At 73.8% G+C, this 25,841-nt stretch carries 26 protein-coding genes and 1 pseudogene; 21 read left to right on the plus strand and 6 right to left on the minus strand.

What is annotated here, in order from left to right:
- Positions 1 to 63 precede the first annotated feature (63 nt).
- The 3 genes from ureG (at position 64) to GMA12_RS14850 (ending at position 1,974) form a co-directional block, all read left to right on the plus strand.
- Positions 64 to 717 (plus strand): urease accessory protein UreG, encoded by a 654-nt coding sequence (gene ureG / locus GMA12_RS14840; RefSeq protein ID WP_156270266.1) that lies wholly within the window; start codon positions 64 to 66, stop codon positions 715 to 717.
- Positions 714 to 1,613: an urease accessory protein UreD gene (locus GMA12_RS14845; protein WP_370831695.1), complete on the plus strand. Its 900-nt coding sequence runs from the start codon at positions 714 to 716 to the stop codon at positions 1,611 to 1,613. The genes ureG and GMA12_RS14845 overlap by 4 nt, the downstream gene beginning before the upstream one ends.
- Positions 1,614 to 1,734: 121 nt before the next feature.
- Complete coding sequence (locus GMA12_RS14850; RefSeq protein WP_156270268.1) at positions 1,735 to 1,974, plus strand: hypothetical protein; 240 nt, start codon at positions 1,735 to 1,737, stop codon at positions 1,972 to 1,974.
- A gap of 121 nt (positions 1,975 to 2,095) precedes the next feature.
- Here GMA12_RS14850 and GMA12_RS14855 read toward each other — a convergent pair whose 3' ends face one another.
- The gene (locus GMA12_RS14855) at positions 2,096 to 2,668 is read right to left on the minus strand and encodes a DUF1990 domain-containing protein (protein ID WP_156270270.1); all 573 of its coding nucleotides are present in this window, start codon (positions 2,666 to 2,668) and stop codon (positions 2,096 to 2,098) included.
- 61 nt (positions 2,669 to 2,729) lie between these two features.
- Positions 2,730 to 4,100 carry an FAD-binding oxidoreductase gene (locus GMA12_RS14860; protein ID WP_156270272.1) on the minus strand — a complete coding sequence of 457 codons (1,371 nt, stop codon included), beginning with the start codon at positions 4,098 to 4,100 and terminating at the stop codon, positions 2,730 to 2,732.
- A 246-nt stretch (positions 4,101 to 4,346) separates the two neighbouring features.
- Between GMA12_RS14860 and GMA12_RS14865 the strand changes: the two genes are divergently transcribed.
- From GMA12_RS14865 to GMA12_RS14880, 4 genes are all read left to right on the plus strand, one after another.
- Positions 4,347 to 5,762, plus strand: a complete 1,416-nt coding sequence (locus GMA12_RS14865; RefSeq protein WP_156270274.1) for a sensor histidine kinase — start codon at positions 4,347 to 4,349, stop codon at positions 5,760 to 5,762.
- Positions 5,762 to 6,466 (plus strand): response regulator transcription factor, encoded by a 705-nt coding sequence (locus GMA12_RS14870; RefSeq protein ID WP_062736160.1) that lies wholly within the window; start codon positions 5,762 to 5,764, stop codon positions 6,464 to 6,466. The genes GMA12_RS14865 and GMA12_RS14870 overlap by 1 nt, the downstream gene beginning before the upstream one ends.
- Positions 6,463 to 7,404 carry a DUF4097 family beta strand repeat-containing protein gene (locus GMA12_RS14875; RefSeq protein ID WP_156270276.1) on the plus strand — a complete coding sequence of 314 codons (942 nt, stop codon included), beginning with the start codon at positions 6,463 to 6,465 and terminating at the stop codon, positions 7,402 to 7,404. The genes GMA12_RS14870 and GMA12_RS14875 overlap by 4 nt, the downstream gene beginning before the upstream one ends.
- A 69-nt stretch (positions 7,405 to 7,473) precedes the next feature.
- Positions 7,474 to 8,868 carry an MFS transporter gene (locus GMA12_RS14880; RefSeq protein WP_370831699.1) on the plus strand — a complete coding sequence of 465 codons (1,395 nt, stop codon included), beginning with the start codon at positions 7,474 to 7,476 and terminating at the stop codon, positions 8,866 to 8,868.
- A 119-nt stretch (positions 8,869 to 8,987) separates the two neighbouring features.
- Here GMA12_RS14880 and GMA12_RS14885 read toward each other — a convergent pair whose 3' ends face one another.
- A complete protein-coding gene (locus GMA12_RS14885; RefSeq protein ID WP_162459917.1) occupies positions 8,988 to 10,019 on the minus strand; it encodes an NAD-dependent epimerase/dehydratase family protein in 1,032 nt (343 codons plus the stop codon).
- A 23-nt stretch (positions 10,020 to 10,042) separates the two neighbouring features.
- A complete protein-coding gene (locus GMA12_RS14890) occupies positions 10,043 to 10,306 on the minus strand; it encodes a DUF3072 domain-containing protein (RefSeq protein ID WP_156270278.1) in 264 nt (87 codons plus the stop codon).
- Between the two features lie 260 nt (positions 10,307 to 10,566).
- On the opposite strand from GMA12_RS14890, the gene GMA12_RS14895 reads away from it, so the two are divergent.
- The 4 genes from GMA12_RS14895 to bcp all read left to right on the plus strand — a co-directional run bounded on the left by GMA12_RS14895 (position 10,567) and on the right by bcp (position 12,739).
- A complete protein-coding gene (locus GMA12_RS14895; RefSeq protein WP_156270280.1) occupies positions 10,567 to 11,097 on the plus strand; it encodes a hypothetical protein in 531 nt (176 codons plus the stop codon).
- Positions 11,098 to 11,101: 4 nt separating this feature from the next.
- Entirely contained in the window at positions 11,102 to 11,863 is a 762-nt protein-coding gene (locus GMA12_RS14900; RefSeq protein ID WP_162459918.1) for a RibD family protein, read from the plus strand.
- Positions 11,864 to 12,033: 170 nt separating this feature from the next.
- On the plus strand, positions 12,034 to 12,216 hold the full coding sequence (locus GMA12_RS14905; RefSeq protein WP_156270282.1) for a hypothetical protein: 183 nt from the start codon (positions 12,034 to 12,036) through the stop codon (positions 12,214 to 12,216).
- A gap of 55 nt (positions 12,217 to 12,271) precedes the next feature.
- On the plus strand, positions 12,272 to 12,739 hold the full coding sequence (bcp, locus tag GMA12_RS14910) for a thioredoxin-dependent thiol peroxidase (protein ID WP_156270284.1): 468 nt from the start codon (positions 12,272 to 12,274) through the stop codon (positions 12,737 to 12,739).
- Positions 12,740 to 12,859: 120 nt separating this feature from the next.
- On the opposite strand, the gene GMA12_RS14915 is transcribed toward bcp, so the two are convergent.
- On the minus strand, positions 12,860 to 13,648 hold the full coding sequence (locus GMA12_RS14915; protein WP_370831703.1) for an SDR family oxidoreductase: 789 nt from the start codon (positions 13,646 to 13,648) through the stop codon (positions 12,860 to 12,862).
- A 193-nt stretch (positions 13,649 to 13,841) separates the two neighbouring features.
- Between GMA12_RS14915 and uraD the strand changes: the two genes are divergently transcribed.
- From uraD to GMA12_RS14935, 4 genes are all read left to right on the plus strand, one after another.
- On the plus strand, positions 13,842 to 14,339 hold the full coding sequence (gene uraD / locus GMA12_RS14920) for a 2-oxo-4-hydroxy-4-carboxy-5-ureidoimidazoline decarboxylase (RefSeq protein ID WP_156270332.1): 498 nt from the start codon (positions 13,842 to 13,844) through the stop codon (positions 14,337 to 14,339).
- On the plus strand, positions 14,336 to 14,662 hold the full coding sequence (gene uraH, locus GMA12_RS14925; protein ID WP_156270287.1) for a hydroxyisourate hydrolase: 327 nt from the start codon (positions 14,336 to 14,338) through the stop codon (positions 14,660 to 14,662). Before uraD ends, uraH begins: the two co-directional genes overlap by 4 nt.
- Positions 14,663 to 14,734: 72 nt before the next feature.
- On the plus strand, positions 14,735 to 15,646 hold the full coding sequence (gene pucL, locus GMA12_RS14930; RefSeq protein WP_156270289.1) for a factor-independent urate hydroxylase: 912 nt from the start codon (positions 14,735 to 14,737) through the stop codon (positions 15,644 to 15,646).
- Between the two features lie 242 nt (positions 15,647 to 15,888).
- Positions 15,889 to 17,448, plus strand: coding sequence for a nucleobase:cation symporter-2 family protein (locus GMA12_RS14935; RefSeq protein ID WP_156270291.1), 1,560 nt, complete (start codon positions 15,889 to 15,891; stop codon positions 17,446 to 17,448).
- Positions 17,449 to 17,546: 98 nt separating this feature from the next.
- Here the strand turns inward: GMA12_RS14935 and GMA12_RS14940 are convergent, their stop codons facing one another.
- Positions 17,547 to 18,311: an IclR family transcriptional regulator gene (locus GMA12_RS14940; RefSeq protein ID WP_156270293.1), complete on the minus strand. Its 765-nt coding sequence runs from the start codon at positions 18,309 to 18,311 to the stop codon at positions 17,547 to 17,549.
- A gap of 186 nt (positions 18,312 to 18,497) precedes the next feature.
- On the opposite strand from GMA12_RS14940, the gene GMA12_RS14945 reads away from it, so the two are divergent.
- The 6 genes and pseudogenes from GMA12_RS14945 to GMA12_RS14970 form a co-directional block, all read left to right on the plus strand.
- Positions 18,498 to 19,922: an NAD-dependent malic enzyme gene (locus tag GMA12_RS14945; RefSeq protein ID WP_156270295.1), complete on the plus strand. Its 1,425-nt coding sequence runs from the start codon at positions 18,498 to 18,500 to the stop codon at positions 19,920 to 19,922.
- Between the two features lie 48 nt (positions 19,923 to 19,970).
- On the plus strand, positions 19,971 to 21,587 hold the full coding sequence (gene aceB, locus GMA12_RS14950; protein WP_156270296.1) for a malate synthase A: 1,617 nt from the start codon (positions 19,971 to 19,973) through the stop codon (positions 21,585 to 21,587).
- Positions 21,584 to 22,936, plus strand: coding sequence for a DUF6986 family protein (locus GMA12_RS14955; RefSeq protein ID WP_370831708.1), 1,353 nt, complete (start codon positions 21,584 to 21,586; stop codon positions 22,934 to 22,936). Before aceB ends, GMA12_RS14955 begins: the two co-directional genes overlap by 4 nt.
- A 1-nt stretch (position 22,937) precedes the next feature.
- Positions 22,938 to 23,759: a bifunctional allantoicase/(S)-ureidoglycine aminohydrolase gene (locus tag GMA12_RS14960; protein ID WP_156270297.1), complete on the plus strand. Its 822-nt coding sequence runs from the start codon at positions 22,938 to 22,940 to the stop codon at positions 23,757 to 23,759.
- Between the two features lie 243 nt (positions 23,760 to 24,002).
- Positions 24,003 to 24,809, plus strand: a complete 807-nt coding sequence (locus tag GMA12_RS14965) for a hydroxypyruvate isomerase family protein (protein ID WP_156270298.1) — start codon at positions 24,003 to 24,005, stop codon at positions 24,807 to 24,809.
- A gap of 25 nt (positions 24,810 to 24,834) precedes the next feature.
- Positions 24,835 to 25,788 (plus strand): annotated as a pseudogene (locus GMA12_RS14970) (2-hydroxy-3-oxopropionate reductase); the annotation flags it as partial.
- Positions 25,789 to 25,841: the final 53 nt, after the last annotated feature.

Genomic DNA, 25,841 nt, shown 5'->3' on the forward strand with positions numbered 1-25,841 from the left:
ACCCACGACACCGACCGCACCGACCGCACCGACCGCACCGACCGCACCGACCCAGGAGTTCCCATGACCACCGTTCCCTCCGCCCCCACCACCCCGGCCGGCCGCGGGCCCGTGCGCATCGGCGTGGGCGGGCCCGTGGGCGCCGGCAAGACGCAGCTCGTGGAGCGGGTCACCCGGGCGCTGATCGACGAGGTCTCGATGGCCGCGATCACCAACGACATCTACACGATCGAGGACGCCAAGATCCTGGCCCGCAACGGCGTGCTGCCCCTGGACCGGATCGTGGGCATCGAGACCGGCGGCTGCCCGCACACCGCCATCCGCGAGGACACCTCGATGAACGAGGCCGCGATCGAGAAGCTGTGCGCCGAGCACCCGGACCTGCAGCTCGTGTTCGTCGAGTCCGGCGGGGACAACCTCTCGGCCACGTTCAGCCCCGAGCTGGTCGACTTCTCGATCTACGTCATCGACGTGGCCCAGGGCGAGAAGATCCCGCGCAAGGCCGGGCAGGGCATGATCCGGTCGGACCTGTTCGTGATCAACAAGATCGACCTCGCCCCGCACGTCGGGGCGGACCTGGACGTCATGGCCGCGGACTCGGCGGTGTTCCGCGGGGACCGGCCGTTCTGCTTCACGAACCTGCGCACGGACGAGGGCCTCGAGCGGATCCTCGCGTGGATCCGGCACGACGTGCTGATGCTGGACATGGCCCGGTGACGGCGCCCGCGCCCGCGGCCCCCGCGGCCGGTCCCGGAAGCGGGCCGGGGCCCTGGCCGGGGACTCCCGCCCCGACCGGGCGGCTCGAACTGGTCCTCGCGCCCCGCGGGGAGCGCACCGTGGCCGTCCGCCAGTTCCACGCCGGGGCCCTGCGGGTGCTGCGTCCGCACCGCCTGGACGGGTCGGGGCAGCCGTGCTTCGTCGTCGTCAATCCCGGCGGCGGCTACCTCGGCGGGGACCGCTACGAGCTCGACGTCGCGGTGGAGGCCGCCGGCACCGCCCTGGTCACCACCCAGTCGGCGACCAAGGTCTACCGCAGCCCGGCGGCCCCGGCCCGCCAGGACGTGCGGATCACGCTCGGCCCCGGCGCGGTGCTCGAGTACCTGCCGGACCAGCTGATCGCCTACGAGGACGCCGACTACGTGCAGTCCACGACCGTGTCGATGGACCCCTCGGCCTGTCTCGTGGCGAGCGAGGTGGTCACCCCCGGGTGGGCGCCGGACGGGACGGTCTTCCGCTACCGCAGCGTGGCCCTGCGCACCGAGGTGGTGATGGGCGGGACCACGGTGGTGCTCGACAACCTCCGCCTGCGCCCCGCCGAGGACGCCGTGGCCGGGCTCGGCTTCCTGGAGGGCCGCACGCACCTGGGCTCCCTGCTGGTGGTGGACCCGCGGGTGGACCGCGCCCTCGTCGAACGAGTCCACGAGCTGCTCGCCGCCGCTGAGCAGCGGCTGCCGCGGCTGCGCTGCGGGGTCTCCGAGCTGCCGGTGCCGGGGCTCGTGGTCCGTGCCCTGGGTCCGGGCTCCGCGGAGCTGACGGAGCTGCTGCTGGACGTCTCCGCGCTGCTGCGGGCCCGGTGGACCGGGCAGGGGCGCGTGGCGCTGCGCAAGTACTGAGCCCGGGACCCGCGCGCCCGCCGGGGACGGACATCCGATCTCAACCGCCCCGAAACGCCACCGCCACATCCGCGGGCGAGGATGAAGGCGTCCCGCCGCACGACCCGGAAGGGGGCCGACCATGACCGCGCCCAGCCCCACCACTGCACCCGCCCGCTGGATCCTGGGCCTGTCCCGGGTGGTGCCCGGCGACCGGATCGAGGTGTGGGAGCACCGGCAGCTGCGCTCCACGGGCACCGTGAGCCAGGTGGCACCCCACCTGGGGGTGCTCTGGCTGCTGGAGGACCGCACCGGGATCCCGCGCCTGGCCACCCTCCGGGACCACCGCCTGCGCCGCTGCCCGCTGCGTCCCGCCGCCTGAGCCGGTCCGTCGGGGCCCCGGGATCCCGCGACGCCCGGGCCCGGCTCCCGCCCGGGGCCGCTCCACGCCCGGCTCGTGCCCGGTCCGCGCGTGCCCGGGCGCGGCCTGTGCCCCGGGACCGTCAGAGCAGAGCGCGCAGGTAGCGCCGGGTCACCCGTTCCTGCACGCACCGGGCCGCCGGAGCCCCCGCCCGGACCCACCACGCGGCCGGACGGGAGAACGCGGTGATGCTCAGCACCACCGTGCCGTCCGGGCGCAGGTCCAGGCAGAACAGTTCCTCGCCCCGCTCCGGGTGGCCCTCCAGCGTGCCGTAGGCGAAGCCCTGCCGCCGGGGCTCGTCGAGCACGTGCACGACCTCGCACGGCGCCTCGAGCCGCAGGGGCCCCCACCCCAGGCGCAGCACCACCCGGGCGCCGAGGGCCGCCCGCGCGGCCGTGGGCCGCACCTCGAGGCCCGCGGAGCGGTGCATGTCCCAGCCCATCAGCCGCTCGGCGGCCGCCCGGAACGCATCCTCCCCGGCGCCGACGGTGCGGGAGCGCACCAGGTGGTCGTAGCCGGCCGGCAGCGCCCCGGCGGTCGCCCCGACCTCGGGGTAGGTGAGCCGGCGCCGCTCCAGCGGCGCGCCCCGCCGGCGCCCGGGGCCGGGGTCCTGCTCGTCGTGGGCGCCGTCGTCGGCGGGCTGTGCTGCGTCCATGCCCCCAGTCTCCCGGATGCACCGGCGCCGCGGCCGGTCCCGGCCGGGCGGGTGCCGCGGGTCAGATGGCCTTGCCCGGGTTCAGGATGTTGTGGGGGTCGAAGGCGCGCTTGATGCGGTGCTGGAGGTCGCGCGAGACCTGCCCGACCTCGGCGGTGAACCAGTCCTGCTTGAGCAGCCCCACGCCGTGCTCGCCGGTCAGGGTGCCGCCGAGACTCCGGGCGAGCTCGAACATCCGGCCGAGGGCGTCCTTCGGGGCGCCCTCGGTGATGGGCTCGTGCTCGGCGACGACGATCATCGGGTGCAGGTTGCCGTCGGCGGCGTGGGCCACCGTGTAGATGTCGACGCCGGTGTCCTGCGCGATCTGCTGGATCCCGGTGACGATCTCGGCCAGTCGGTGGCGCGGCACGCCGACGTCCCCGATGGAGGTGCGGCCCAGCTTCTCCAGCGAGGGGATCGCGTCCCGGCGGGCCTGGACCAGGGCCTCGGCCTCCACCGGGTCCTTGGCGATCAGGACCGCGTCCGCGAAGGGCTCGATCGCCCGCAGCACCACGTCGCGCTCGATCTCGGCGCCGAAGCCGTCGGTCTGCGCGAGCAGGAAGGCCTCGCCGCGGCGGCGGTGGTCGGTGCCGGTGGCGAGATCGATGGCGCCCAGGGTCGGCCCGTCCACGAGTTCGAGGACCGACGGGGTGGCCCGGGCCGCGACCACCGCCGAGGCCGCCGCCGCCGCTGCCGCGACGTCCCGGAAGTACGCGGCCACGGTCGCGGTGGCCACCGGCGCCGGCCGCAGCCGCAGCGTCGCCTCGACCACGACGCCCAGCGTGCCCTCGGAGCCGATGAACAGGGCGTTCATGTCGTAGCCGGTCACGGCCTTGATGGTCTGGGTGCCGGTCACCAGCACCCGGCCGTCGGCGAGGACGACCGTGAGGCTGAGCACCGACTCGCGCGTCACGCCGTACTTGGCGCAGCGCATGCCGCCGGCGTTGGTCGCGATGTTGCCGCCGATGGAGCAGATGGCCGTGCTCGCGGGGTCCGGGGCGTAGAACAGGCCGTACTCGCCCGCGGCCGCGTTGAGGTCGGCGTTGAGCACCCCCGGCTCCACGACCGCGATCTGCTCGACCGGGTCGATCCGCAGGATCCGGTTCATCCGCCGCAGGTCCAGGACGATCTCGCCGCGGCACGCCGAGGAACCGGCCGCCAGACCGGTGCCCGCGCCGCGCGGCACCACGGGGATGCGGTGCTCGTTCGCCAGGGTGAGGGTCCGGACCACGTCCTGCACCGACTCGGCCCGGACGACGCCGTCCGGCAGGGTCGGGGGGACGTAGCCCGAACGGTCCGTCCGGACGAGCTCGAGCTCGGCGGGGTCCTGCGTGAAGCGGGGCAGCCCGGCGAGCACCTGGGCGAGGTGCCCGGTGGAGGTGTTGCTGGTCATCGGACGCCTCCTCGCGACGATCGGCGGAGAGGACACCGGCGCGGCGGCCGACCCACCGTTCGCACGCCGTGCGGAGCGCGCCCTCCCGCTGTGGCAAACGGTAGGGAGCCGGACGGACCGCGGCAACGGTCCGTGGCAGATGACCGGTGTGTTGCGGACGCCGCCGCGACGGTGCGGAAAACCCCACCCGTAACAGGTGGAGAACGTCGCAGTCGGGAGCAGCCCGCCGACCGTAGCGTGAGAGCCATGAGCACACCGCACGAGACCCGGCCCCTGCCGCCCGCACCGTGGAGCGGCGCCGGGCACACCTCCGACCCCGGGACGGCCGCCGACGACGCCGCCCACCGCGCCGCCTCCGGGTCCCGGCCCGCCGTCCCCACCGGCGGCACCGGCGTCCGCGAGTGGGGGCCGTGGTCCGCCAGGACCCTCTTCTTCGGCGGCACCGACCTGGTGGTCGACGCCGCCCTGGGCACCCTGTGGCTGACCGCGCTCGTGTCCCTGGTCACCGCGGGCCTCGCCTCGCTCGCGGCCCTCGTGGGCGTGGTGCTGCTGGTGGCCGCGATCTACGCCGTCCGCGGGATCGAGTGGGTCGAGCGCCGCCGGACGCAGGCGGCGTTCGGGCTGCACCTGCCGGCCCCGCACCGGCGCCGCTCCCCGCGCGCCGACGGATGGCGGATCCCGCACCAGTGGTGGCTGGACGTCTCCGACGCCGCGTTCTGGACCGGCCTGCTGCACCTGCTCCTGACCACGGTCCTGGGCTGGGTGGCGGTCGGCGCCCTCGCCGGCACCGGCGCCGCCGTGGCGCTGGCCCTGGCCCCGCTCTACGCCGCGGAGTCCAACCCGATCTGGCCCTCCGAGCTGGTCGGCACGTGGCCGGACTGGGCCGTGGTGCTGGCCGGGCTCACGCTCGCGCTGCTCGGGGTGCTCCTGCTGGTGCTGTCCGTGGCCGCCCACCGGGGCCTGTCCCGGCTGCTGCTGCGGGTGGACGAGGCGGCGGAGCTGCGCCGGAGGGCCGCCGAGGCCGCGGCGGCCCGGGAGACCGCCGTCCGCGGAGCGCGGACCGAGCGCTCCCGGATCGAGCGCGACCTGCACGACGGCGTGCAGCCGCAGCTGGTGTCCGTGGCCATGAACCTGTCGATGGCCCAGCGGCGGATCGACCACGACCCCGCCGGGGCGAAGGACCTCATCGGCGAGGCGCACGCCACGACGAAGGCCGCGATCACGGAGCTGCGCCGCCTGGCCCGGGGATTCCACCCGGCCGTGCTGGAGGACCGCGGGCTGGACGCGGCCCTGTCCGCCGTGGCCGCCCAGTCCCCCGTGCCGGTCGCCGTGGACGTGCGCGTGCCCCGCCTGGCCCCCGAGACCGAGGCCGCCGTGTACTTCGCGGTCTCCGAGGGCCTGGCCAACGTCGTCAAGCACTCCGGGGCGGACGCCGCCTCGGTCCGGGTCGGCCTCGAGCCCGACCCGGCCGGGGCCACCCGGGTGGTCGCCCGGATCGCCGACGACGGCCGCGGCGGTGCCGTGGTGGTCCCCGGCGGCGGGCTGTCCGGGATCGCGGACCGGATCCGCTCCGCGGGCGGGCACTTCTTCCTCGACTCGCCCGCGGGCGGGCCGACCGAGCTGACCGTCGAGCTGCCGGTCACCCGGGGGGAGGGATCCTGATGCGCATCGTCATCGCCGAGGACGCCGTCCTCCTGCGCGCGGGCCTGGTCCGCCTGCTGACCGAGGCCGGGCACGAGGTGGTCGCCGACGTGGACACCGCGGAGGGCCTGCTGAAGGCCGTCGAGCAGCACGAGCCGGACTTCGCCCTGGTGGACGTGCGGCTGCCCCCGACCTTCACGGACGAGGGGATCCGCGCCGCCGTCCTCGTCCGCTCGCAGCACCCGCGGATCGCGGTGCTCGTGCTCTCCCAGTACGTCGAGGAGCGCTACGCCTCCGAGCTGATCGCCTCCCGCCGGGACGGGCTGGGCTACCTGCTCAAGGACCGGGTGGCCGACGTCGACCAGTTCCTCGAGTCCGTGGGAACGGTCGGTGCCGGCGGCACCGTCCTGGACCCGGAGGTGGTCTCCCAGCTGCTGGTGCGCTCGCGGCACCGGCAGGACCTGGAGCTGCTCTCCCCCCGCGAGCACGAGGTGCTCGGGCTCATGGCCCAGGGCCTGTCCAACGCCTCGATCGCCGCGAACCTGTTCCTCACCGAGTCCTCGGTGGAGAAGCACATCCGGTCCGTGTTCACCAAGCTCGGCCTCGCGCACGAGGACGGCGGCAACCGCCGCGTCCGCGCGGTCCTGCGCTACCTCGGCTATCCCGACCCCGGGCCCGGCCACCCCACGTCCGTCCACCCGCCCCACCAGGAGTTCCGGCCATGAGCACCCACCCCGAACACCCCGTCCCCGGGCGGCCCGCCGCGCACGACACCGCCCACGACACCCTCCACGACCCTCTGTACCGCCCTGCCCGGGACGTCGTCGGGCCGAACGAGCGCACCGCCTGGCTCGTTCCCACCGCCGTGCTCGGCGGCCTGGGCGCCCTGCTGCTGCTCGGCGGCGGCGGGGCGGCCATGGCCGCGTCCCTGTCCGTCGAGGAGCGGCGGGTGGACACCACCGTGACCGCGCCCGTGGACACCGTCGCGATCGACGGCCGCTCCGCCGTGATCGAGGTCGTGACCGCCGACGTGCCCGATCTGCGGGTCGAGGCCGTTTACGCCGGCATCGGCCTGGACCGGGCGCCCGAACCGCTGGTGCAGGACGGGCGGCTGACCGTGGCGGCTCCGCCGAGCGGCTCCTGGATCGGCACCGGCGGCGGGATGCAGGTGCGGGTCACGGTCCCGGCCGACGACGACCCCGTGGACCTGCGGCTCTCCGGCGACGCCGGCACCCTCTCCGCCCGGGGCGACTTCGGCGACGTCCGGCTCGACACCGAGGCCGGTGTGGTGCAGATGGGCGGCAGCGCCCGGAGCCTGTGGGCGGCCTCGGAGGTGGGCACCGTCCTGGTCGACGGCGCCCGGGTGCGCGAGGACGTGGACGTGCACACGGAGGTGGGGGCCGCCGAGGTGCGGATCCTCGGCGACGCCCCGCGGCGGGTCGCGATCACCACCGGCGCGGGCGCGATCGAGGCCTCGGTCCCGGACGCCGAGTGGTGGACCCCCGCGGTGGCCGGCGCCGGCGAGCGCGACCCCGAGGAGCTGACGGCGGCGACGGTCTGCGCCACGGTCCCCGAGGACCGCCCGTGCCTGTACGTCTCCTCCGAGGTGGGCGCGGCGGAGGTCACCTCCGGCGGCCGTTCCCTGCGCCCGGCCGCCGGGTAGACTGGGGACGTTCGTCCGGGTCGGGCGCACCGGGAGGGGGGACGGTGCGCACAGTCTTCGAGGACACCCGTGAACCCTCTGAACCCCTCCACCGCTCCCGTGGGCACGACCTCCGAGGCCCCGGCGGACCACCCCACCGCAGCCCGCCGCACGACGGAGCCCCCGGCCGCCAGCGCGCCGGCCGCCACGGAGCACCCCGCCACCGAGCAGGCCGCCGAGCAGCGCCGCGGCCCCGGCCGCCGGGCGGTGCGACGCTCCGGCGGCCGCTACGGGCGGCTCCTCGAGCTGGGCGGCCGCGGCTTCCTGCCGATCGCCTTCGTGGCCCGCCTGCCCCTGGCCATGATCACCGTCGGGGCCCTGACCCTCGCCACCGCCGTCACCGGCTCCTACGCCGTGGGCGGGGCGGCCGCCGGCGCCGTCGGGGTCGGCTCGGCCCTGGGTGGGCCCCTGATGGGTCACCTCGCCGACCGGGTGGGCCAGCGGGCGGTGCTGCTGGTCTCGGCCCTCGCCCACACGGTGGCCATCGGCCTGCTGCTGGTGACCGCCTACGCCGGCCCGGGCGGGCCGGCCGTGCCGCTGCTCGTCGCGGCGGCGCTGCTGGTGGGCGCCACCTGCCCCCAGGTGGGTCCGCTGGCCCGGGTCCGCTGGCGCGGGCTGGCCGGGGGCGCCCGGCAGGAGCTGGACACCGCGCTGTCCTACGAGTCCACCGCCGATGAGCTGACCTTCGTGCTCGGCCCCGCCCTCGTGGGCCTGCTGGCGTCCCTGCTCGCCCCGTGGACCCCGTTCGTCCTGGCCGCCGCGCTGACCCTCACCATGGTCCCGTGCTTCGCCGTGCACTCCTCGCACCGCGCGGCACCGGCTGCTCCCAGGCCGCGGCGGCGGGTGGCGGTCGTGCCCGTTCCCGGCCGGGACCGGGTCCTCGTCCTGCTCCCCGTGCTCGGGATGGTGGCCATGGGCACGTTCTTCGGGGCCGTGCAGAACGGCCTGAGCGCCTTCGGCGGCGCGTTCGGGGCCCAGAGCGCGGCCGGGCTGCTCTACGCCGTGCTGGGCATCAGCTCCGCGGCCGCGGCCCTGTCCGTGGCCTGGTGGCCGCAGCGCTTCCGGCCGGCCGCCCGCTGGATGGCCGGCGCGGGCGCCATGGCCGTCCTGAGCCTGCTGTTCCTCCTGCCCGGCGACATCGTGCCGATGCTCGTGGTGCTGCTGCTCGTCGGTCTGCCCGTGGGCCCCACCATGGTCACGATCTACACGATCGGCGGGGACGTCGCCCGGCCGGAGCGGCTGGGCACGGTGATGACGATGCTGGCGAGCGGCGTGGTGCTGGGCACGGCCGTGGGCGCGGCGCTGGCCGGGCTCGTGGCCGAGACCGCCGGGCACCGGGGCGCCTTCGCCGCCGCGATCGGCGCGGCCTGCGCCATGGTGCTGATCAGCGCGGCGCTTCCCCTGCTCCGGCACCGGGGTCGCTGACGGGCAGGACCACCTCGTTGCGGCGCAGGAACGCCGGGGTGAACGGAGGGTCGAACCGGTCCGTCTCGACCGGCACGGGTCCGGTCGGCGCCGCGCCCGGCCGGAAGGTCCGGCCGGAACTACACCAGCGGCGACTTGGGGCGGTGCTCCCGGTTGCCGAGGCCCTCGCGGCCGTCGAGGTGCTCGACGAGCTGCCGGAGCGCCTCGAGCGAGCTCACGGTCTCGGACCATCCCGTCACCTCGCGGATCCGCGTGGTGTCCATGAGGGGCACGGCGTCGGCGAGGTCGATCCAGCCCGGATCGGTGGGCTGCAGCCGCAGCCGGTAGGTGATCGCCACCAGCGCCCGGACGAGGGCCGGCGGAACGGGCAGGACGCGCTTGGCGCCGAGCACCTGGGCCACGCCGTCGGCACCGAGCACGGGCTCGGCCGCGACGTTGAACGCCCCGCCGGCGCGGTGCTGGATGACCCGCCAGAACGCGTCGGCGACGTCGTCGGTGTGCAGGGTCTGGAAGCGGAACTTCTCCGGGAACGGCAGCACCGGCAGGCGCAGCCGGGCGATGATGCCCTTGGGCACGAGGGCGCCGAAGAAGTAGTCCCCGATCTCGGGGGCGGCGTCGGCCTGGAACAGGAAGCCGGGCCGCAGCCGGGTCACCACGACCTCGGGGTGGGCCTCCTCGAACCGGTTGAGCAGCGCCTCCGTCTCGGCCTTCTGGACGTTGTAGTGGGAGGTGTCCACCCCGCCCACGGGCCAGGACTCGTCCACCCGGCGGTCCTTGGGGCCGCGGCTGTAGGCGCCGAGGGAGGACGGATAGACGACCTGGGGCACGCCGGCCAGGACGACGGCGTCGAGCACGTGGACCAGTCCGTCGACGTTGGTGCGGTGCATGAGCGCGAAGTCCCGGTTGGGGCGGATCAGCCACACCAGGTGGACCACCGCGTCCGCCCCGCGCAGGATCTCCGCGAGCCGGCCGGTCGACTCCTTCTCGGCGACGTCGACGGTGTGCCACTCGACGCCGTCGTAGGGCTCGCCGCCCCGCTCCGGGCCCTCCCGGGAGACCCCGACGATCTGCGTGACCTCGGGGGCGGCGTGCAGCCGCCGCAGCAGGGCGGTGCCCACGTTGCCGGTGGCGCCCAGGACGACGATCTTCACGGCGCTCTCCCTCCCGTCCGGACCTACTGGTCCTGGACGCGCTCGCTGCGGTCCTGCAGGCGGTCGATGTGCTTGGAGGCCTCCGCCTTCGTGAGGTCCGCGGGGAGCTCCTCCCCTGCCTCGCGGGCCAGCGTGTCCAGATAGCTGCGCTGGGCGCTGGTCATGGGCTCCTCGCCCGTGGCCCACTCGTCCGGGTCGCGGTCGAGCCCGCTGCCCGGCTCGGGGCTGGAGGCGCCGAGGGTCTCCTGCTCGTCGGGGTCCGGGGTGCCGTTCGGGTTCTCAGTCATGCGCCCATGATAGTCATACCGCTTATGATGTCGCGCTGCGGCGCCGGCCCCGGTGCTCCCGGCCGGGACCTCCTCCCGGCGCGGCGGCACAGTCAGTACGCTGGAGGACCGACCCCGGCCGACGGGGCCCGGCGGCGGACGGCGCACCCGGGCCGCCCGTGCGGACCCGCACCACACGCCCGCACCCGCACCGACGGACGCACCAGCAGACACACCGGCAGACGGACCAACGGACGCACCGAGAACCAGAGGAGAAGCAGATGAGCGAGCAGGTCGAGACCGGCGGCACCGCGGGGGCACGGCTGCAGGAGGACAAGCTCGAGGCCTACATGCTCGGGCACTACATGGGCGCCCTGTCCGGGGTGCGGCTCTTCGACGAGGCGGCCCGCACCTGGGCCGGCACCGCCTACGAGGACCGGTTCGCCCGGTTCGTCCGGGAGATCCAGGACGACATCGGGCACCTCGAGGCGATGCTCGACCGCCTGGGCGCCACCCGGCGCCGGGCGGCCAAGGGGCTCGGCACGGCCACCGGCATCGCGTCCCGGCTCAATCCGCTGAGCCGGATCCGGGAACGGACGGGGATCGCCGCCCACGGGGAGCTGGAGATGCTGCAGTCCCTGGTGGTGGCCAAGCGCAGCATGTGGGTCACCCTGCTCGAGCTCGCCCCGTCGGATCCGCGCCTGGACGCCGAGGAGCTGCGGGCCCTCGAGGCCGGCGCCGCCGACCAGTACGACCGGCTGCGGGCGATCGCCGGGGAGACCGCCCGGGACCGGTTCCTCGCCCGGAGCTGAGCCGGTGACCGGGAGCCCCCGCCCGGCGGCCGGGGCCGCCGGGGCGTGGGAGCAGCTGCTGGCCGGCCGGGTGGACCCCTCGGCGGGACCGGAGCTGGTCGGACGCTACGGTCCCCTCGTGTCCCATCGGGGGCCGCTGGTGATCGCCCAGCTCGGGCAGAGCCTGGACGGGTTCATCGCCTCGCGCACCGGGCACGCCGAGTACGTGACGGGCCCCGAGGACCGGGAGCACCTGCACCGGCTGCGCGCGCTCGTGGACGCCGTGGTCGTGGGGGTCGGCACGGTCGCCGCCGACGACTGCCGGCTGACCGTCCGGGCGGTGCCCGGCCCCCACCCCACCCGGGTGGTCCTCGACCCCTCGGCGCGCGCCCCGGCCGGCTCCGCCGTGCTCACCGACGGCGTCGCCCCCACCGTCTGGGTCGTGGGATCCGGCGCCGCCGTGCCGGCGGCGCTCGCCCCGCACGTCGTCGTGCTGCGCGTACCCGCCGCGCCCCGCCGGCTGGACCCGCAGGACGTGCTGGCCGCGCTCGCGGACCGCGGCCTGGACCGGGTGCTCGTGGAGGGCGGCGGACGCACGGTCTCGGGCTTCCTCGAGGCCGGGGCGCTGCACCGGCTCTACCTCACCACCGCGCCCATGCTGATCGGCGACGGCGTGCCCGGCATCAGGTTCCGCGGCGCGGACCACCTCTCCGGGGCGCTGCGGGCCCCGGTGCGCCGCTTCCCGCTGGGCGACGACCTCTGCACCGAGCTCACCTTCCGCGCCTGAGCGGGCGCTCGCGCCCGGTGGACCGCCCCCGGCACGCCGTCTCCGGCGGGCTGCGACCCGTGGGCCCGCACCGCGGCACCGGGCACTTTTTCCTTGACTCCCCCCTGAGCCGCCGGTAGATTTCATGATACGGAATTCCTATTCCGTTATACGAACATGAGGGAGTCATCATGAACGCCAGCCCGGCCTTCGCCGCCCACGCGTCCTTCTTCAGCTACACCGGCACCGACTGCGACCCCGACCTGGCCCTGCCCGCGCACCCCGGCGCCCGCGCCACCCCGTTGTGGGTGCTGGCGGTGTCCTCGGCCTGCGTCGGGGCCGCCGTGGGCCGCCTGTCGGCCCGGCGCCCGTAGCCCGCCGCACCGCAACGACCACCGCCCACCGCCCATCGCCCACCCAGGAGCACCCATGGCACCGCAGATCCAGACCGGCCGGCAGGCCCCCGACTTCGCGCTCACCGACCACGAGGGCCAGGAGGTGCGGCTGTCCGGGCTGCGGGGCCGGAAGGTGATCGTCTACTTCTATCCGAAGGCCTTCACCCCCGGCTGCACGTCCGAGGCGTGCGACTTCCGCGACAACCTCGCCTCCCTCGAGGCACTGGGATGCACCGTGCTGGGGGTCTCGGGGGACGACCCCGAGACCCTGCGCCGCTTCGCGCGAGAGCACCGCCTTCCCTATCGGCTCCTTTCGGACCCGGACGCGGCCACCGCCCGCGCATGGGGCGCCTGGGGGGAGAAGACGGTCAACGGGGAGACCCGGATCGGCCCGCTCCGCTCGACCTTCGTCATCGGCGCGGACGGCACCGTCGAGTCCGCCGAGCACAACGTGCGGGCCGAGGGCCATGTGGCCGAGCTCCGGCGCCGGCTGGCCGGCTGAACGGCCGCCCCGCAGCCCGGGAAGACCCCTCCGCACGACCAGGAGGGGCCTCGCCGAGCGGTCTGTCGCAGAAGCCCCGCGCCGCCCGGCGGAGTTCTCAGCGCCCCGGTCCCCCTCCGCTCACCCGCGGCCGGCGAACGGCATCCCGGAGGCGGTGAGCACGAGCGAGTTCACCGTGGCGGTCGCGGGGAGCTCGGCCATCATCAGCACCGCACGCCCCACCTCCTCCACGGGAAAGCTGGGCTCCGGGCGGAGCGAGCCGTCGGCCTGCAGGGCGCCGCCGTCCGTCCCCAGACCCGCGAGCAGCTCCGTGGCCGCGTTGCCGATGTCGATCTGCCCGCAGGTGATCCCGTACGGACGGCCGTCCAGGTCCAGGGACCGGGTGAGACCCGTGACGGCGTGCTTGCTCGCGGTGTAGGCCGCGGACAGCGGCCGGGGGGCGTGGGCGGAGATCGAGCCGTTGTTGATGATCCGCCCGCCGCCGGGGCGTTGCCGCTTCATGATCCGGAAGGCCTCGGCCGCGCACAGATAGGTCCCGGTGAGGTTCACCTGCAGGGTGCGCTGCCACTCGAGGGGATCGATCTCGTCCACCTCCCCGCGCGGGCCGAAGGTCCCCGCGTTGTTGAACAGCACGTCGATCCGCCCCGCGAGGCGGGAGATCTCCCGGAAGGCCTCGGACACGCTCTGCGCGTCGGCCACGTCCATCGGCACGATCCGGGCCCCGGGCGCGCCGCCGGCGGTCTCCTCCAGGGGCTCCCGGCGCCGTCCGGTCAGCACGACCGCCCATCCGGCCGCCAGGAAGCTGCGCGCCACCGCCCGGCCGATCCCGGAGCCGGCTCCGGTCACCACCAGCACCCTCGCCGTCCCGCCCGGCCGCCCCCCACCGCTCACTGCGCCCTGCACGTCCACTCCGCGCTCCTCCCCGCCCTGACGGCGTCGCCGCTCCGTGGTGAAACGAAGGTTTCACCACGGTCATCTTCCTGCAAGAACTTGGTAACACGTCGATGGAAGCATTGACTTGCACCGTGTGATCCAGTTCACTGGACTCAATGAAATATTTATTTCACATTGCGGAATCAAGGAAGGGCTGACGGCGCAGCAGATGCATCTCACCGAGTTCAACTCCCTCCCCCGGCCGGAAGCGGTCGAGGCGATCCGTCCGGCCCTCGACATCCCGCGCTGGCTGGAGGCCGTGACGGACGCCCGTCCCTACTGGCACCATGATGCCCTGCTCGGCAGGGCACGTGACGCGGCGAGGCCGTTCAGCGACGAGGAGATCGACCGGGCGCTGTCCCACCACCCCCGGATCGGCGAGCGCCCCCAGGGCGACAGCGCGGAGGCCGGCCTGTCCCGGGCGGAGCAGTCCGCCGTGGACCCCTCCGACGCCGAGGTCCAGCGGCGGCTGCGGGAGGGCAACTGCGCCTACGAGGAGAAGTTCGGCCAGGTCTTCCTCATCCGCGCCGCCGGGCGCACCCCCGAGGAGATCCTGGAGCAGCTCTCCGAGCGCCTGCAGCACGACGCCGGGACCGAGCGCACCGTGGTCGCCGACCAGCTGCGCGAGATCGCCCTCCTCCGACTCGAAGGACTCGTCACCCCATGAGCTACGTCACCGCCCACGTCCTCGACTCCGTCACCGGCACCCCCGCCCGGGGTGTGGCCGTGGCCCTCGAGGCCGCCGACGGCACCTCCATCGCGACCGCCGAGACCGACGACGACGGACGCGTGCCCGAACTGGGCCCAGAGACCCTGGAATCCGGCGACTACCGGATCACCTTCGCCACCGGGCAGTACTTCGCCGGCAGGAACCAGCCGACGTTCTACCCGTTCGTGACGGTGAACTTCACGGTGCAGGCGCAGGAGCGGCACTACCACGTGCCGCTCCTGCTGAGCCCGTTCGCCTTTTCCACCTACCGGGGCAGTTGACCCAGGAGTTGGCGGGCCCGCCCGTCTTCGACCGCCCCGATCAGCAGACACCAGATCGCTAGGAGAAGCGTCATGACCGACGTCATCACCGAGAAGGCCACGGACACCGTCGTCCTCGGCAGGAACCAGTACGGCAAGGCCGAGAACCACGTGGTGCGCATCAACCGCGACACCGACCGCCACGAGATCCGCGACCTCGTGGTCACCTCGCAGCTGCGCGGCGACCTGGAGGAGGTGCACACCCGCGGCGACAACGCCCACTGCGTGCCCACGGACACGCAGAAGCAGACCGTGTTCGCCTTCGCCCAGCAGTACGGCATCGACTCCCCCGAGCAGTTCCTGCTCCGGCTCGCCGGCCACTTCACCGGCGAGTTCGAGTGGATCACGGGCGGTCGCTGGGCGGCCCAGGAGCACGCGTGGAACCGGATCGACGACCACGACCACTGCTTCGTGCAGCGCAAGGACGAGGTGCGCACCGCGGTGGTCGTCGCCGACGGCGAGGAGCGGACGGTGATCTCCGGGTTCAAGGACCTGACCGTCCTGAAGTCCACGCAGTCCGGCTTCACGGGCTACCCGAAGGACAAGTACACGGTCCTGCCCGAGACCGAGGACCGGATCATGTCCACCGACATCGCCACCCGGTGGCGCTACAACACCGCCGACGTGGACTTCGACGCCGTCTACGAGGACGTCAAGCGGATCATCCTCACCAAGTTCACCGACCACTACTCCAAGGCCCTCCAGGAGACCCTCTACCTGATGGGCAAGGCCGTCATCGAGGCCCACCCGGAGATCGACGAGATCAAGTTCTCCTGCCCGAACAAGCACCACTTCGTGTACGACCTCGGCTTCTGCGGCCTCGAGAACGACAAGGAGACCCACTGGGCGGCCGACCGTCCCTACGGGCTCATCGAGGCCACGATCCAGCGCAAGGGCGCCCCGGAGAACGAGGCCGCCTGGATGGGCATCGCCGGCTTCTGCTGAGCCCGCACTCCCCGGCGCCGCCGACGGCGGCGCCGGGCGCGGGGCCCGTCGTCGCCGTCCGCGCACGACGACGACGGACCCCGCACACCCTCGTGCGGGCGGCGCACCCGCTGCCCGCACGCCCGGCGCCCCTGCGGCGCCCCCCGCGCACCGCGCTCCTCTCCACCTCCTCGCTCCGCCCCGGTCCCGCGCCGACGCCGGCACCGGGTCTCTCTCATCACCAGGATCCCTAGGAGAACACCATGGCCAGGTCACGCACCGCTGAGCCGCCCGCCACCACCCGCACCCGCCCGGAGGACGAGTACCTCGGCGTGGGCAGGAGCCTCGGGTACGGGCTGCAGCACGTGCTCACCATGTACGGCGGCATCATCGCGCCGCCCCTCATCATCGGCGGCGTCGCCGGCATGACGCCCCAGGAGCAGGGTCTGCTCATCGCGGCCTCGCTCTTCGTGGGCGGCCTCGCCACGGTCCTGCAGTCCTGGGGCATCCCGTTCTTCGGCTCGCAGCTGCCGCTCGTGCAGGGCACGTCCTTCGCAGGCGTGGCCACCATGACGGCCATCGTCCAGGGCGGCGGCGGCATCCAGGCGGTCTTCGGCGCCGTCATCGCCGCCTCCGTGATCGGCTTCCTGATCACCCCGTTCTTCGTGAGCATCATCCGTTTCTTCCCGCCGGTCGTCACCGGCGTGGTGATCACCTCCATCGGCCTCACGCTGTTCCCGGTGGCCGCCCGCTGGGCCATGGGCGGCAACGCACAGGCTCCCGAGTACGGCTCGGTCGGCAACCTCGCGCTGGCGGGCCTGACCCTGCTGATCATCATGCTGCTCTCCAAGCTGGGCAGCGCCGCCGTCTCCCGGCTGTCCATCCTCATCGGCCTGGTGCTCGGCACGGCCGCCGCCGCGGCGCTGGGCATGGCGGACTTCAGCCAGGTGCTCAGCGGTGACATCTTCGCCGTTCCGCAGCCGCTGGCCTTCGGTCCCCCCGTGTTCGAGGTGGCGGCCATCCTCTCGATGTTCATCGTCATCCTCGTGACCCTCACCGAGACCACCGCCGACATCATCGCGGTCGGCGAGATCGTGGACACGAAGGTCGGCAAGAAGCGCATCGCCGACGGCCTGCGCGCGGACATGGCCTCCTCGGCCCTGGCGCCGGTCTTCAACGGCTTCACCCAGAGCGCCTTCGCCCAGAACGTGGGGCTCGTGGCCATCACCGGCGTCAAGAGCCGCTTCGTGGTCACGGCCGGCGGCTTCATCCTCGTGACCCTCGGCCTGCTGCCCGTCCTCGGCCGGGTCGTCGCGGCGGTCCCGCCGCCCGTGCTCGGCGGGGCCGGCATCGTGCTCTTCGGCAGCGTGGCCGCCTCCGGCATCCGGACCCTGGCGAAGGTGGACTTCGGCAACGGCGCCAACCTGATCATCGTGGCCACCTCCCTCGGGTTCGGCATGCTGCCCATCGCCGTGCCCGAGATCTACGCGAACTTCCCCGCCTGGTTCGAGACGATCTTCCACTCCGGGATCAGCTCGGCGGCCGTGATGGCGATCCTGCTGAACATCCTCTTCAACGAGATCCGCACCGGCAATCCGCCGCGGGGCACCGGCTCGGTCTTCGCCAACGCCCCGGTGCGCGCCGTCCGCTACGAGAGCCTCGAGCACCTGCAGGACCACCTCCAGGAGGGCGACACCATCCGGGACGGCAAGCTCGTGGACTGCGACGGCAACGAGGTGCCCGTGATCACCGCCGCCGGCGAGATCGTCGACACCAGGATCTGCCGGACCCCGGCCGGTCCCGGCGAATCGTCCGGGCACTGACTCCCCGGCACCGGGCCGCCGCCGGCTCCCTGCGGCGCCGGGATCCCCGGCACCGCAGGGAGCCGGCCGGTCGGGCGCCGGTGTGCCGGGGACGCGGCTCAGGCCCCGACGGGCATGAGCTCCGCGGCGATCGCCTCGGCCGCCCGGCGCAGGAGGGGCACGGCCCGGCGGCCGAAGTCCTCGTCCACCCGGGACACGGGCCCGGAGACGGAGATCGCCGTGGGCGTCGGCGCCCCGGGCACCGCCATCGCGTAGCAGCGCACGCCGAGCTCCTGCTCCTCGTCGTCGATCGCGTAGCCGCGCTCCCGGATCCGCTCGAGGTCGGCGAAGAGCTCCTCGAGGGTGCCGAGGCTCTTGGGCGTGGGCGTCGCCATGCCGGTGGCGGTGACGATGGCCCGGACCCGGTCGTCGGGCAGCGTCGCGAGCATGGCCTTGCCCACCCCGGTGTCGTGGGTGTCGGCGCGGCGGCCCACCTCGGTGAACATCCGCATCGAGCGCTGGGACTGCGCCTGGGCGATGTAGACGACCTCCTGGCCGTCGAGCACGGCCATGTTCGCCGACTCGCCGAGCTCGCGGACCAGCTCGTCGAGCCGGCCGCGGGCCGCGGAGCCGAACTGGCGCCCGGCGGCCTCCCCCAGCAGGATCAGCCGCGGCCCGAGCGCGTAGTTGCGGTTGGGCAGCTGGCGGACGTAGCCGGAGGGCACCAGGGTGCGCAGCAGCCGGTGGATCGTGGGCAGCGGCAGCTTCACGGCGGCCGAGAGCTCGCTCAGCGACATCTCGCCGCCCGCGGCGGTGATCACCTCGAGGAGCTCGAACACCCGCTCCACCGATTGGACGCCGCCCGATGCAGGTCGTGTGGTCATGGTTCCCTGGTCCTCCGTCGGTCGTGGACGGCTCGCCGCCGCCTCCGCTGCTGCAGGGCGACGTACCGTGACAGGAGTCACGGACACGTCTTGCCATCCCCATAAGTCTTTCATAATATCCATAATACGGAATTTTCATTCCATTATGCGGCTGAAATTCTCATCCCGAGCTTCCACGGAGGAACCATGGCAACGCCCAGTCCCGGATATTCGATGATCCTGCGCGTGCAGGCGCCCGCCGGTCTGACCGTCACCAGCGAGCTCGCCGTGGCGGCGGCCACCGCCGGCGCGGCGGTGACCGCCCTCGACATCGTCGAGTCCCACGCCGAGCACGTGGTGGTCGACGTGAGCTGCAACGTCTCCGACGCGTCCCACCGGGACGAGGTGCGGGACGCCCTGGAGGCGATCGAAGGCGTGCAGGTCCGCAAGATCAGCGACCGGACGTTCCTCATCCACCTCGGCGGCAAGATCGAGGTGACGCCCCGCGTCTCGCTGCGCAACCGCGACGACCTCTCCCGCGCCTACACCCCCGGTGTCGCCCGGGTGTGCACGGCGATCGCGGAGAACCCGGCCGACGCCCGGCGCCTGACCATCAAGCGCAACACGGTGGCCGTGGTCACGGACGGCACCGCCGTCCTCGGCCTCGGCGACATCGGCCCGGCCGCGGCCCTGCCGGTGATGGAGGGCAAGGCCGCGCTCTTCAAGGCCTTCGGCGACGTCGACGCGTGGCCCGTCTGCCTCGACACGAAGGACACCGACGAGATCGTGCGGATCGTCAAGGCGATGGCACCGGTCTACGGCGGGGTCAACCTCGAGGACATCGCCGCTCCCCGCTGCTTCGAGATCGAGGCGCGGCTGCGCGAGGAGCTCGACATCCCGGTCTTCCACGACGACCAGCACGGCACCGCCATCGTCGCTCTCGCCGCGCTGTACAACGCCCTGAAGGTCGTGGACAAGCGCATCGAGGACATCCGGATCGTCGTCTCCGGGGTGGGCGCGGCCGGCCACGCCATCATCCAGCTGCTGACCGCCAACGGCGCCGGCGACATCGTCGCCTGCTCCCGCAACGGCGCCATCCACCGCGGCGAGAACTACCGGGACCAGCACCGGCAGTGGATCGCCCAGCACACCAACGAGCAGGGCTTCTCCGGCAGCCTCAAGGAGGCGATGGTCGGCGCGGACGTCTTCATCGGCGTCTCGGCGCCGAACCTGCTCGACGAGGCCGACATCGCCGCGATGAACGACCGCGCCGTCGTCTTCGCCATGGCGAACCCCGATCCCGAGGTCGATCCGGGGGCGGCCGCGGAGCACGCCGAGGTCGTGGCCACCGGTCGCTCCGACTTCCCGAACCAGATCAACAACGTCCTGGCCTTCCCGGGCCTGTTCCGCGGTCTGCTCGACGCCGGGGCCACGGACATCACCACCGAGATGCTGGTGGCCGCCGCCCGCGCCATCGCCGGCTGCGTGGGCGACGACGAGCTCAACGCCAGCTACATCGTCCCGAGCGTCTTCGACCCCGCGGTCGCCCCGGCCGTGGCGGCGTCCGTGCGCGCGAGCGCCGAGGCCGTCGGCGCCGTCGCCGAGCCGGTCGCCGAGGCCGCGCACGCCTGACCCGCTCCCCGTCCGCCCGCCGACCCACCCGCACCAGGAGGCACTTCCATGACCACCACGAACACCGTCGAGCACACCCTGCCGGAGGGCCTCGAGCGCGCCGGCGAGATCCTCACCGAGGACGCCCTCCAGTTCGTCGCCGAGCTGCACCGCCGCTTCGCCCCCCGCCGCGCCGAGCTGCTCGGGGCGCGCGAGGAGCACCGCCGCGCCGCGGCCGGGACCGGCGCCCTGGACTTCCTCCCGGAGACCCGGCAGATCCGCGAGAGCGAGTGGACGGTGGCCCCGGCGCCGCCGGCCCTGCAGGACCGCCGCGTGGAGATGACCGGACCCGCCTCGCCGGCCAAGATGGCGATCAACGCCCTGAACTCCGGGGCGAAGGTCTGGCTGGCCGACCTGGAGGACGCCTCCAGCCCCACCTGGCACAACCAGGTGGACGGCATCCTCAACCTGCGCGACGCCGCCCGCGGCACCCTGTCCTTCACCTCCCCGGAGGGCAAGCAGTACGCGCTGCGCCAGGACGCCCCGCTGGCCGTGGTCGTCACCCGCCCCCGCGGCTGGCACCTGCCCGAGTACAACGTCACCGTGGACGGGCAGCCGGCCTCGGGCTCGCTCGTGGACTTCGGACTGCACTTCTTCCACACCGCCCGGCTGCTGCTGGCCAACGGCCACGGCCCGTACTACTACCTGCCCAAGATGGAGTCCCACCTCGAGGCGCGGCTGTGGAACGACGTGTTCACCTTCGCCGAGGAGCACCTCGGCATCGACCACGGCACCGTCCGGGCGACCGTGCTCATCGAGACGATCCCGGCGGCGTTCCAGATGGAGGAGATCCTCTGGGAGCTGCGCGAGCACGCCTCCGGGCTCAACGCGGGGCGCTGGGACTACCTGTTCAGCATCATCAAGTACTTCCGGGACGCCGGCGAGCGCTTCGTGCTCGCCGACCGGTCCACGATCACCATGACCGCGCCGCTGATGCGCGCCTACACCGAGCTGCTCGTGAAGACCTGCCACCGCCGCGGGGCCTTCGCGATGGGCGGGATGGCCGCGGTCATCCCGAACCGGCGCGACCCGGAGGCCACGGAGGCCGCGTTCGCCAAGGTGCGCGCCGACAAGACGCGGGAGGCCCAGGACGGCTTCGACGGCTCCTGGGTGGCCCACCCCGACCTCGTGCCGACCTGCCGGGAGGTCTTCGACGACGTCCTGGGCGAGAAGCCCAACCAGGTCGACCGGCTCCGCGAGGAGGTGCAGGTCAGCCCCGAGCAGCTGCTCGACGTCCCCAGCGCCGGCCGCACCAGCACGCAGAAGGAGCTGGCGGCCAACCTCTACGTGGCCATCCGGTACACCGCCGTGTGGCTGTCGGGCAACGGGGCGGTGGCCATCCACAACCTCATGGAGGACGCCGCGACCGCCGAGATCTCCCGCTCCCAGGTCTGGCAGCAGATCCGCAACGGCGTGGTCTACGAGGACACCGGCAACACCGCGACCCGCGAGCTGGTCGCCGAGGTGCTCGAGCAGCAGAAGGAGGTGCTGCGCGGGGAGGTCGCCCCCGAGCTCTTCGAGCGGCACTTCGAGCCCGCCGCCCGGCTCATCGCCGACCTCGTCCTGGGCGAGGAGTACGTCGACTTCCTGACCCTGCCGGCCTACGACCTCATCGAGGGCCGGTGAGCGGCACGCGCACGAGCCTGCCCGCCTCGTTCGCCCGCCGCGCCGACCAGCTGCTCGAGGGCACCGACGCGGACCTCGAGCACTGCTTCCCGGGCGACGACGGATCACGGCAGCCGCTGCACACCTGCTACGTCCCCGCGGACCTCGTCACCCCGGCCACCGCCCGTGAGTGGGGGGAGGCCGCGCGCGCCGCGGCCGAGGAGGCCGGCGGGCTCACCGCCCTGGCCGAGCTGGCCGGGGTGGAGGAGCACCTGCGCGAGGAGGTCGTGACCCGCACCGAGCGCAAGCTGCGGGAGGAGCCGATCGAGGACCTGCGCCTGGACCTCGAGGACGGCTACGGCCAGCGGCCCGACGCCGAGGAGGACGGGGCCGCCGTCGGCGCCGCCCGCACCGTGGCCGCGATGGCGCTCGCCCGGCACCGCGGGGACTCCCCGCAGCCGGCGTTCGCCGGGATCCGCTTCAAGTGCCTGGAGGCCGGGACCCGGCAGCGCGGGCTGCGCTCCCTGGACCTGTTCGTGACCGCCCTCGTGCGCGAGGGCGGTCTGGCGCAGGCCGGAGCGGCGGCGGACGGGCTGCCGGCCGGTCTGGTGCTGACCCTGCCGAAGGTCTCCACGGTGGAGCAGGTCGAGGTGATGACCGAGGCCTGCCGCGCGCTGGAGAGCGCCCTGGGCCTGGCCCACGGCCGGCTGCGCTTCGAGATCCAGATGGAGACGGCCCCGATGATCCTGGGGCTCGACGGCACGTGCCCCATCCCGGCGATGCTGCGCGTCGCCGAGGGCCGGGTCACGGCCCTGCACTACGGCACCTACGACTACTCCGCCTCCCTCGGAGTGGCCGCGGAGTTCCAGTCGATGGAGCACCCGGTGGCCGACCACGCGAAGCAGGTCATGCAGGTCGCCGTGGCCGGCACCGGTGTGCGGCTCTCGGACGGGTCCACCAACCGGCTGCCCGTGGGCGATGCCGCCCAGCGGCGCGAGGCCTGGGCGCTGCACGCGCGCCTGGTCCGCCGCTCCCTGGAGCGGGCCCTCTACCAGGGCTGGGACCTGCACGCCCACCAGCTGCCGACCCGCTTCCTGACGAACTACGCGTTCTACCGGCGCTCGTTCGACGCCTCCGCGCACCGGCTGCAGGTCTACCGCAGCCGCTCGGTGCCCGGCATCGAGGCCGCGGACGTCGCCGACGAGCCCGCGACCGCCCGGGCCCTCGCCCGGTTCGTCCACCGGGGCCTGCTGTGCGGCGCGATCGGCCCGGAGGAGCTGGCCTCGGCGGCCGGGCTGGACCACCAGGAACTGGCCGCCCTCGCCCACCCCCGGCCGACTGCGGCCACCCCCGACCCAGGAGGCACCTGAGATGACCGACCGCACCTACCACGCCCCGCACGGCGGGCACCCGGACCAGACCCAGCTGCTGACCGACCGGGCGATGTTCACGGAGGCCTACGCGGTGATCCCGCGCGGGACCATGCGGGACATCGTGACCAGCCGGCTCCCCTTCTGGGACGACACCAGGGTCTGGGTCCTCGCCCGGCCCCTGTCCGGGTTCGCGGAGACCTTCTCGCAGTACATCGTGGAGGTCGCCCCCGGCGGCGGCAGCGACCGCCCCGAGACGGAGTCCGGCGTCGAAGGCGTCCTGTTCCTCATGGAGGGCACCCTCACCCTGACCGTGGAGGGCGAGGAGCACGAGCTCACCCCGGGCGGCTACGCGTTCCTCCCGCCGGAGTGCGAGTGGACCGTGCGCGGCACCGGCGACGAGCCCGCCCGCTTCCACTGGATCCGCAAGGCCTACGAGTACGTCCAGGGCGTCGAGGTCCCCGAGCCGTTCGTCACCTCCGACCAGGAGGTCGACCCCACCCCCATGCCGGGCACCGACGGCACGTGGGCGACCACCCGCTTCGTGGACCCCGACGACGTCCGGTACGACATGCACGTGACGATCGTGACCTTCGAGCCCGGCGCGGTGATCCCGTTCGCCGAGACCCACGTGATGGAGCACGGCCTCTACGTCCTCGAGGGCAAGGCCGTCTACCGCCTCAACCAGGACTGGGTGGAGGTGGAGGCCGGCGACTTCATGTGGCTGCGGGCCTTCTGCCCGCAGGCGTGCTACGCCGGCGGCCCGGGCCGCTTCCGGTACCTGCTCTACAAGGACGTCAACCGGCAGATGAAGCTGCGCTGACCCCACGGGCCGGCGCCCCTCCGACCGGACCCCGCACCGCCCCTTCGCCGTGGTGGTGCGGGGTCCTTCCACGTGCGGGACCGGTCGCCCCGCGCCACCCCAGCTTCCGCATCATGAAAAAGAGTTTTCATCTGGGCGTTGACCTGCATCACATCACGTCGTAGCCTTTTCGTAGAACAAAAACATACTTCCGCCATACGAAAGACGCATGCAGTGCGTCGATCCCCGGCCCAGGAGGACCCGATGTCGTACACCGTGAACTGCTCCATCCTGCTCACCGACCTGCCCCTGCTCGAGCGCCCTGCGGCGGCCCGGGCGGCCGGCTTCGACGCCGTCGAGTTCTGGTGGCCCTTCGCGACCTCGCTCCCCGCGGACCGCGACGTGGACGCCTTCGTCGCGGCGATCCGGGACGCGGGCGTGCAGCTGAGCGGGCTGAACTTCAACGTCGGCGACATGCCCGGCGGGGACCGCGGCCTCGTGTCCTGGATCGGCCGCGAGGCGGAGTTCGCCGAGAACGTGGCCGTGGTCGCGGCCATCGGCGAGCGCACCGGCTGCAGGGCCTTCAACGCCCTCTACGGCAACCGGCAGCCCGGGCACACCCCCGAGGCCCAGGACGCGCTGGCCGTGCAGAACCTCGTGGCCGCCGCGCAGGGCGTCGCGCGCATCGGCGGCACGGTGCTGCTGGAGCCGGTCTCCGGCGCACCCGCCTACCCGCTGAAGACCGCCCAGGACGCCCTGGACGTCATCACGGAGGTCCAGCGGGCCGGTGCGGACAACATCAGGCTGCTCGCCGACTTCTACCACCTGGCCGTCAACGGCGACGACGTCGCCGCGGTGATCGAGCAGCACGCGGCCGGCTTCGGGCACATCCAGATCGCCGACGCGCCGGGCCGCCACGAGCCCGGAACGGGCGAGCTCCCGCTGCAGCAGTGGATCGACCGCAGCCGGGCGCTCGGCTACTCCGGCCGCGTGGGCCTGGAGTACAAGGCCTCCCAGGAGGACCCCTTCGCGTGGCTCTCCGCCCGGCCCGCGACCCGCACCGGCGCCTGAGCCCCTTCCTCTCCGACACCATCACCACCTCGAGGAGCGCACCATGACCAGCACCGCGAACACCACCGCCACCGGCGGCACCGCCCCCGCCGCCATCCGCCGCGTCACCGTCATCGGCCTCGGCATCATGGGCCTGCCCATGGCCCGGAACCTCGTCGCCGCGGGCTTCGACGTCGTCGGCTTCAACCGCTCCCCGGACAAGGTCGACCAGCTCGTCGAGGCGGGCGGCCGGGGCGCCGCCAGCGTGGCCGAGTCCGTCCGGGACGCCGACGTCGTGATCACCATGGTCCCGGACTCCCCCGACGTGGAGGAGGTCGTCACCGGCGAGGACGGCGTCCTCGCGCACGCGAAGCAGGGCACGATCTGGATCGACGCGAGCTCCATCCGCCCGGACGTCGCCGCCCGGCTCTCCGCGGAGGCCGCCCGGTCGGGCCTGCGCCCGCTGGACGCCCCGGTCTCCGGCGGCGAGCAGGGGGCGATCGACGCGGCGCTGTCGATCATGGTCGGGGGCGAGGCCGCGGACTTCGAGGCCGCCCGGCCGGTCCTCGAGGCCGTCGGGAAGACCGTCGTGCACGTGGGCCCCGCCGGCTCCGGGCAGACCGTCAAGGCCGCCAACCAGCTCATCGTGGCCGGCAACATCCAGCTCCTCGCCGAGGCCGTCGTCTTCCTCGAGGCCTACGGCGTGGACACGGACGCCGCGCTGACGGTCCTCGGCGGCGGCCTGGCCGGCTCCAAGGTCCTGGACCAGAAGGGCCGGAAGATGCTGGAGCGCAACTTCGAGCCCGGCTTCCGGCTCCAGCTGCACCACAAGGACATGGGCATCGTGACCGCCGCCGCCCGCGAGGCCGGGGTCACCGTCCCGCTGGGCGCGCTCGTCGCCCAGCTCGTGGCCGCCACGGTGGCCCGCGGCGACGGCGGCCTGGACCACTCCGGCCTGTTCAAGCTCACCGAGGAGCTCTCCGGCCGCTCCGGCCGCTGACCCGCCCATCCCACCGCTTCCCGGCCCGAGTCCCGGGCCCTGCTTCCAAGGAG

Source organism: Kocuria sediminis, from assembly GCF_009735315.1.
GTDB classification, from domain to species: domain Bacteria; phylum Actinomycetota; class Actinomycetes; order Actinomycetales; family Micrococcaceae; genus Kocuria; species Kocuria turfanensis.